Raw genomic sequence first — 7,865 nt, 5'->3', positions numbered from 1 at the left:
GGCGCTGTGGGAGTTCTACGGCTGCAGTGAAGCGGGCACGATCACCTGGATCGGCGCGAGTGAATGGCTCGCACACCCCGGCAGTGTCGGACGCCCCGCCGACGGGTCGGCGGTCACGATCGCCGACGAGCACGGAAACCCGTTGCCCGCCGGGGAGATCGGGCGCGTGTACGTGCGCGGCGCGGACTACTGGCCCACCTTCGAATACCTCAACCAGGGCGCCCCGGCCTCGCCCCTGGCGGGCCTGCTGTGGGTCGGGGACCTCGGCTACCTCGACGCCGACGGCTACCTGTTCCTGACCGGCCGGGACAGCGAAGTGGTGATCCGCGGCGGCGTCAACATCTACCCCGCCGAGATCGAGAACGCCCTCATCGCCCTCGAAGGCGTCGAAGATGTCGCGGTGTTCGGCGTCCCCGACGCCGGTGACCTCGGCGAGGCGGTCGCCGCACACATCCAGCCCCGGCCCGGCGCGAACCTCACCGCGGACACGGTGCGCGAGGCGCTGACCGCACAACTGGCCGACTACAAGGTCCCCGCCCACATCCGCATCGTCGACTCGCTGCCCCGCGACGACAGCGGCAAGGTCTACAAGCGCCAGCTCCAGACCGCCTACACCGCAGGCGAATTCATGTAACAGCAACCAGTGGTCACAACTCGTTTCGGCGACATCCGAAACAACACTTACCAGGATTGACAACCCGGTCGCGCCGAGGGAATGCGAATCACATTCTCGATACCGCAATACCAGTGTTCAAACGCCCATTCACTGATCTATTGTCTCCTCGGGGGATTCGGTGACCACGTCGACCGCGGCCTGTCTCGCGGTTTCGCGCGGGTCGGGGGAGGGATCGGTGTGGACATCGGACGAGGATCCCGCCATCCACATCGACAGTAAGGAATGCGAGTCACATGGAACTGCTCATGATCTTCTTCCAGCGCGCCCTGCAGGTGGCAAACGCGGGATCTTCCTGGGCCAACGCCCAGCGCCACTGACCGAGTAGTACTGCGTCGGCCCCCGCTCGGGGCCGACTCAATGGTCGGGGCGGCAGCCGGTATCGGGGGCCGGTAGCCGCCCATGGACCAAGTAGTCGATGACCGTGGCCGTCGCGCAGGCGCTGGTGGCCGGAATCGAGCCGGGTAGCCCGGCGGGCATGGTCTCGGGCAGCGCCAGGTGACGTTGGGCGCCGGCGACGGTGACCAGGCGGGAATCGGGGATGGCGGCGTGCACCGCCAGCGCTCCGGAAATCGGCGTCACCGGATCCTTCTCGTTGGCGATCAGCAGTGCCGACGCGATACCGCTCAACGGCGCCGGGTTCGGGTCGCGGTGCGGTGCGGGCCAGAAGGCGCAGGGCGCGGTGAAGCCCATCCCGAGGTAGGTCAACGGGGCCTGAGCCGCGAGTCGCTGTGCGGCGTTGACGATCTCGTCGAGGTCGTGACTCCAGCCGAAGTCATTGCAATTGCGGGCCGTCCACCAGCCGGACCGGGAACCGGCTTCCATCAGGTCCTCACCGAACAGACCGATGAGTGGCGTCAGCCGAAATGTCATGGCCACGTTCAACTGTGTGGCCAATGACGGTCGATCCATCGCGTCGCGCAGAGCGAGCAGCTTGCGCTCCAACCCCTCGAACGGTCCATTGTCGACGCCAAACAGCGCCATGTTCAGGTCGTTCCCGCTGAACGTCCGGTCCAGCGGCAGCGTGATCGGGTGGGCTGCCAGGTCGGCGCGCATGCGGGTGAGCGCGGCGAGGACGGCCTCGCGACTGTCGCCGAACGGCGTGGCCCGGGTGGCGAGCCAAGGCGCGAACGCGTCCTCGATCGTCTTCTGCTGGTGCAGGGTTCGATCCCGCACACCGTCGGCGAGGGATACCGCCGGATCGACGATCGAATCGAGCACCAGCCGGTCGATACGATCCGGAAATGTCCGCGCCAGCTCCAAACCGAGCTCGGTCCCCTGCGACGCGCCGAGGTAACTCCAGGTGGGCGCATCCAACAGCGTGCGCACCAGATCCAGGTCCCGCACCGTCTGCCAGTAGTCGATAACCCCGAGCGTGGTAGCGCCGTCCGGTGTCCGCGCCGACCGCTGCACACAGGACTCGACCCAAGCCCGCGCCTGCGACAGCTGCGCGCGCACCGACTCGGCTGAGAAATCGAGCAGGTCGATGCCATCGTTGCGGCCGGTGCCCAGCAATTGCGGGTCACCGGAACTGTTCTCGTCACAATCGGCCGCAATGCTCGACTGCCTGGTACCGCGCAGATCGAACCCGATCAGATCGTAGGAGTCACGCAGCTCCGGAAACGCCGTGGCCCACTGCACCGGATTCACCAGGGTGCCCGCTCCCGGCCCGCCCGGACTGGTCAACAGCGGATGCCGCGCACCCCGCCCCGGCAGCCGCGAGATCTCGAAGGTCGCGGTCGGTCCCGCGGGATCCGACCAGTCCAGCGGTGTCCGCACGGTCGCGCATTCCAGCCCGTCCAGGAGCACCGTGCGCGCCGCGGCGGTCACCCGGCCGTCCAGCACCTTCTGAATCGCCGTCTCGCCGCACGGTTTCCACATCAGGCTCTGATCCGAGCCGTTGTCGGCGTGGGCACTCCCGCCCGAAAGGCTCAGCGCGAGAACCAGAGTGGCGACAAGAGAACCCACCGAACGCCGCACAGGCACATCCCCCTCATCCTGTACCCGACCGCTGCCAACCTAACCGGTCTGCTCCCGAGCCGCCACCGCTGGTTCAGAGCCAGCCGGCTTGTTGGGCTATGCGGATGGCGTCTACTCGGGTGCGGGCTTGGAGTTTGGTGGCTGCGGCGGCCAGGTAGTTGCGGACGGTGCCGTAGGAGAGGTGGAGTTGGGCGGCGATTTGTTTGGGGTCGGCGCCGCTGGCCAGGCAGCGTAGGACGTCTACTTCGCGGTCGGTGAGGGGGTTGGCGGGGCCGCGGAGGGCGGTGAAGGCCAGGGTCGGGTCCAGGACGCTGCCGCCGGCGGCGACGGTGCGGACCGCGTGCAGCAGGTCGCGGCGCGAGCTGTCCTTGAGGACGAAGCCGGACACTCCGATATCGATGGCGCGCCGGACATGTCCGGGGCTCGCCAGCGAGGTCAGCACCAGGACCCGGCAGTCCGGGTGGTCGCGGAGGATCTCCGAGGCGGCGGTGAGGCCGTCCTTGCCGGGCAGGTCGATATCCAGGATGGCGAGATCGATCGGCTGCTTCGCGACGGCCGCGGCGATGCCGTCACCGTCCTCCAGGACGGCGACCACCTCCAGGTCGTCCTCCAATTCCAAAGAGGCCACCAGGGTTTCGCGCAGCAGCCGCATGTCCTCGGCGATCAACACTCTGATCACGTGATACCACTCCTCACCCGCGGCCGGATCGCTCGAGCCGTTCGATTTGCCCGAGACCGCCCGGCCGGTATGCAATCATCGCGTGTCGCTGCTCTCGAGGTCGACCGGGTACCTGTTCCTGGTCGTCTACGCCCTCTCGGTCGTCGTCGGCGGGAACGGCATCGCCGCCGCCTGCTGTGTTGTCGTGCAGGCGATCCTGCTGGTGATCGCGCACCGGCGGCCGGGGAACCTGCCCGTCCTGATCGCGCAGGCGGTGGCGGCATACCTGCCCATCGCCTTCCTGGGCGCGGCGGCACTCAACCTCGACTGGCTGCTCGCCGCCACCCTCCTGCTGGGCCCGCGACAGCGCGTGCGCTGGTTCGGCTTCGGCGTCGTGACGCTCGTCTCCGGTCCCGCCCACCACGGATTGCACGCGGGCGGTGAGGCTTACGCGCACGCCTACGTGGCGACGGCGGCCGTCGGCCTGGTGGTCTACAGCCTGCTGCGGCTCCCCGATCTGCTCGATCGCCTGAGCTCGACGCAGGAGGAACTGTCCCGCGTGGTCCGCTCCGAGGAGCGGCTGCGGGTGGCCCGCGATCTGCGCGCCGGGCTCGGCGAGCAGATCACCGAGGTGCTGGAACGCTTGCGGCGCACACGAACCGAACTCGCGGAGGACCCGGAGCGGGCGCGCGACACGGCCGACGACGTGGCCGACCGCACGCGCACCATCGTCGCGGTCATGCGCCGCACCGCGGCCGCCCAGCACGATCTCGACCTGCCCTCACCGGATCCGGCGCCGGTCGCGCGGCTGGTCCCCCGGCTGGCGATGACCGCGCTGGTGGCCGGATTGATCGCCATGACCGCGAATCAGGTGCTGGAGATCCCGGAGTACCGGCTCGCCAACGCGATCGGCGGCGTCACGTTCACGGCGCTGCTGGTGGCGCAGGTGGTCTGGACGCGATACGCGGTGGTGCTGCTGTGGGCGCAGGTGGTTCTCACCCTGGTTCCGCTGCTGTGGCTGGGCCCGTACTGGTGCTCGTGGCTGAGCCTGCTCGCGGTGGCCGCGCTGCTACGCGAGCGCGCGCCCTGGGTGGTGGCGGCGATCGGCCTGATCGCGCTGCGCGCGGCCTTCGCGGAGCCGACCGGCGAGCTCGCCGAACCGGCCGGTTGGGTGTTCCTGGCGCTGGAGGCGACGCTGTGCCTCTACGGCCTGGCCCGATTCCGGCAGCTCTCGCTGCAGCTGAACCGCACCCGGGCCGAACTGGCCACCCGGACAGCGCACCTCGAACGCCTGCGCCTGGCCCGCGACATCCACGACCTGCTCGGCCTGACCCTGTCGGTGCTGGCGCTGAAATGCGATCTCATCGGCGAACTGATCACGCGAGATCCCGTGCGCGCGGCATCCGAGATCGATCAGGCGCTGCGCATCGCGGCCGATGCGCGCTTCGAGGCCCTCGCCCTCACCGACGAATGCGCGGCCCGCTCGCTGCGCGACGAATTCGACTCGGCCCGCTCGATACTCGTCGCCGCCATCGAGACCGTCAGCATCGACTGCGACGACCAACTGCCCGAACGCGCCGACCGCGTCCTCGCCCCGGTGGTTCGCGAGGCCGTGACCAATGTGCTGCGCCACAGCACCGCGACCCGCGTCGCGATCTCCTGCCGCAGCCGAGATCGGCTGGTACAGCTGAACATTCACAACGATGGGGTCGAACCTACCGCGAACCCGGACGGCTCGGGTCAGGGCCTGCGCAATATGCGCGCCCGCGTGCTCGACGCGGGCGGCTCCTTCGAAACCTCCATCGACGACGGCGAATTCCGCCTCGAGGCCGCGGTCCCCTGCTGACCCGTGCATTCCGCACGGCCGACCCCTGCCGGATGCACACCCGACCGGTGACCCCGGGCACTACCGCCGAGCGCTGCCCACTGTGAGGCTTGCTCCTGTCCCCACCACAGCGCCGCAGAGAGCGAGGCCGCCCGGCATGGCCGTGATCAGATTGCACAGATTCCGCGTAGCCCGCGCCGACCTCGACACCCTGCTCGCCCAGCGCCGCACCCTCATCAACGGCATCCGCCGGGCCCACCCCGGCCTCACCGAGGCCCGCCTCACCCGCCTGGAAGACGGCACCTACCTCGACACCTGGCGCTGGGACACCGCCGAGCACATGCTGACCGCCATCGCCGCCGCCCAGGGCATCCCCCTCGTCGACGCCACCGAATCCCTCATGCTGGATTCCACCGCCCTGACCGGCGAGATCATCGACGAACATCCTTGACGAATCAGCCTCCTGACCTGGGAGAGAGCGGGACCTGACGGCGAGTGGCGGGCATGTCAGGTCGACGTCAGGTCGGTATCAGCGGGCGGCGCGATGGTTGTTCGCGTAACAGCCATCGCAGCCGCTGAAGGAGCTTCCGCCATGAATACTTTCGCTACCCCGGGACCGATCGCCATCGATGTCGATGTGCTCTGCGGCAATGTCACCGTCGTCGCCTCCGACCGTGCCGACACGGTGGTGGAGGTGCGGGCGAGCGATGCGTCGAAGAAGGCCGATGTGAAGGCCGCGGCGCAGACGCGGGCCGAGTTGGTCGGCGGGACGCTGAGCGTGACGATGCCGAAGAACTGGCGGACCTATACGCCGTTCGGCGGGAACGCCTCGATCGAGGTGACCGTGTTCGCGCCGGCCGGGTCGTCGTTCAAGGCCACCGCCGGTGTCGGCCACATCAGCGGCGCGGGTGAACTCGGTGAGTGCGCGGTGGAACTGGCGCTGGGCGATATCGAGATCGAACGTCCGCTCGGGTCGGTGACCGCCAAGACCTCGAAGGGCGATATCCGCATCGGCGAGGCGACGCGCGGTGTGATGCGACTGCAGACCTCGATCGGCGAGCTCGAGGTCGGCATCCGGCCGGGCAGCGCGGCGCACGTGGAGACCACTGCGCAGACCGGTTCGGTGCGCAACGATATGCGGCCGGTCGCGCCGGATGCCGCGGACACCGTGCATGTGCAGGCGCGAAACAGCGTCGGCAACATCATCATTCGGCACGCTGCCGCCGCCTGACCCACGTCGAACTCTCGGGATCAGCCATGAAACTCCAGGTAGATCGGGAGCGCTGTATCGGCGCCGGTATGTGCGCGCTGACCGCTCCCGACGTATTCGACCAGGACGACGAGGACGGCCGCGTAGTGCCGCTGACCCTCGTGCCGACGGCCGCGCAGGAGGCGGTCGTTCGCGAAGCCGTCCGGGCGTGCCCCTCCGGCGCGCTCACCATCTCCGACGAATAGTTCTGATTGCTCGAAATATCTTTCACGACAAGGAATTACGATGACCAACACGGTTCCCGTCCCGCACGGCCTCCCCATGGAACGCAATGCCGGACCCTTCGCCCCGCCCCGCGAGATCACCGAACTGCGCGACGCGCGGCCGGTCAGCCCGCTGGTATTCCCCGACGGTCACCGAGGTTGGCTCGTCACCGGTTACGACGCCGTCCGAAAGGTCCTGTCGGACACCAGATTCAGCTCCCGCCTGGACCTCGGCGTGATCCACGTGCCGTACGAGACCCCCGGCATGCCGACACCTACCGAACCCTCCCCGCAGATCCCGGGCCTGTTCGTCGCCATGGATCCGCCGGACCATACCCGCCTGCGCCGCAAGCTCACCGGCGCGTTCACCGTCAAGCGGATGAAGCAGCTGCGGGACCATATCGTCGAGATCACCGAGAACCAGCTGGACGCGATGCAGCGGTTGCCGCAGCCGGTCGACCTGGTCAAGGAATTCGCGTTGCCAGTGCCCTCGCTGGTGATCTGTGAACTGCTCGGCGTCCCCTATGCCGACCGCGACACCTTCCAGATCAACTCCGCCAAGTTCCTGCTCAAGGAACAGACCCTGGAGGAGAAGGGCGCCGCCTACGCCGCGATGACCGGCTACCTGGCCGAACTGGTGGTGGCCAAGCGTGCCGAACCGAACGAGGACATCCTCTCCGATCTGGCCCGCGACGAGGACCTGAGCATCGAGGAGCTGGTCGGCATCGCCTTTCTGCTGCTGCTCGCCGGGCACGAGACCACCGCGAACATGTTGGCGCTGGGCACTTTCGCGCTGCTCGAGCATCCGGAGCAGCTGGCCGCCGTGCACGCCGATCCGGAGCTGGTCTCCGACGCGGTCGAGGAGCTCATGCGGTTCCTGTCGGTCGCCGACATCTTCTACCGCTACGCCACCGAGGACATCGAACTCGGCGGCGAGATCATCGAACAGGGCTCGACCGTGGTGGTCTCACTGCTGGCCGCCAACCGCGATCCGGCGTTCTTCGATGACCCGGACACCCTGGACGTGCACCGCCGGGCGCGCGGCCTGGTCGCCTTCGGCCACGGCATTCACCAGTGCCTGGGCCAGCAGCTGGCCCGCATCGAGATGCGCGCCGGTTTCGAGGGACTGCTGCGCCGGTTCCCGACCCTGCGCCTGGCGATTCCTGCCGAGCAGGTGCGGCTGCGGACCGACATGAATATCTATGGCGTCCACGCCCTGCCGGTCACCTGGTCGGAGGGCACGCGCTGACCGGGCC

8 protein-coding genes are annotated in these 7,865 nt (G+C 68.5%); 6 read left to right on the top strand and 2 right to left on the bottom strand.

From position 1 onward, the window contains the following. The coding region (locus ACAM49_RS23180) for an AMP-binding protein (RefSeq protein WP_369637653.1) at nucleotides 1–634 on the top strand (634 nt) is incomplete at its 5' end. A gap of 396 nt (nucleotides 635–1,030) precedes the next feature. Here ACAM49_RS23180 and ACAM49_RS23175 read toward each other — a convergent pair. Both ACAM49_RS23175 and ACAM49_RS23170 read right to left on the bottom strand, forming a co-directional pair. Continuing rightward, nucleotides 1,031–2,659: an alpha/beta fold hydrolase gene (locus ACAM49_RS23175; RefSeq protein ID WP_369637652.1), complete on the bottom strand. Its 1,629-nt coding sequence runs from the start codon at nucleotides 2,657–2,659 to the stop codon at nucleotides 1,031–1,033. Nucleotides 2,660–2,726: 67 nt separating this feature from the next. After that, nucleotides 2,727–3,332 carry a DNA-binding response regulator gene (locus ACAM49_RS23170; protein WP_369637651.1) on the bottom strand — a complete coding sequence of 202 codons (606 nt, stop codon included), beginning with the start codon at nucleotides 3,330–3,332 and terminating at the stop codon, nucleotides 2,727–2,729. A gap of 82 nt (nucleotides 3,333–3,414) precedes the next feature. Here ACAM49_RS23170 and ACAM49_RS23165 point away from each other — a divergent pair, with 82 nt between their 5' ends. The 5 genes from ACAM49_RS23165 (at nucleotide 3,415) to ACAM49_RS23145 (ending at nucleotide 7,858) form a co-directional block, all read left to right on the top strand. Continuing rightward, complete coding sequence (locus tag ACAM49_RS23165; RefSeq protein WP_369637650.1) at nucleotides 3,415–5,157, top strand: histidine kinase; 1,743 nt, start codon at nucleotides 3,415–3,417, stop codon at nucleotides 5,155–5,157. Nucleotides 5,158–5,293: 136 nt separating this feature from the next. Next, a complete protein-coding gene (locus ACAM49_RS23160) occupies nucleotides 5,294–5,587 on the top strand; it encodes a hypothetical protein (protein ID WP_369637649.1) in 294 nt (97 codons plus the stop codon). A gap of 141 nt (nucleotides 5,588–5,728) precedes the next feature. Next, entirely contained in the window at nucleotides 5,729–6,367 is a 639-nt protein-coding gene (locus ACAM49_RS23155; protein ID WP_369637648.1) for a DUF4097 family beta strand repeat-containing protein, read from the top strand. A gap of 26 nt (nucleotides 6,368–6,393) precedes the next feature. Then, nucleotides 6,394–6,591, top strand: a complete 198-nt coding sequence (locus ACAM49_RS23150) for a ferredoxin (RefSeq protein WP_369637647.1) — start codon at nucleotides 6,394–6,396, stop codon at nucleotides 6,589–6,591. 40 nt (nucleotides 6,592–6,631) lie between these two features. Then, a complete protein-coding gene (locus tag ACAM49_RS23145; protein WP_369637646.1) occupies nucleotides 6,632–7,858 on the top strand; it encodes a cytochrome P450 in 1,227 nt (408 codons plus the stop codon). Nucleotides 7,859–7,865 lie beyond the last annotated feature (7 nt).

This window comes from Nocardia sp. JMUB6875, assembly GCF_041154655.1.
Lineage (GTDB): Bacteria > Actinomycetota > Actinomycetes > Mycobacteriales > Mycobacteriaceae > Nocardia.
The sequence above is the reverse complement of the archived record's forward strand: the minus strand, read 5'-3'. Positions and strand labels throughout refer to the sequence as shown.

Bases quoted from the DNA above. Each gene is read 5' to 3' on its own strand.
- ACAM49_RS23155 (WP_369637648.1), top strand. From the start codon at position 5,729: ATGAATACTTTCGCTACCCCGGGACCGATCGCCATCGATGTCGATGTG.
- ACAM49_RS23150 (WP_369637647.1), top strand. From the start codon at position 6,394: ATGAAACTCCAGGTAGATCGGGAGCGCTGTATCGGCGCCGGTATGTGC.
- ACAM49_RS23145 (WP_369637646.1), top strand. From the start codon at position 6,632: ATGACCAACACGGTTCCCGTCCCGCACGGCCTCCCCATGGAACGCAAT.
- ACAM49_RS23160 (WP_369637649.1), top strand. From the start codon at position 5,294: ATGGCCGTGATCAGATTGCACAGATTCCGCGTAGCCCGCGCCGACCTC.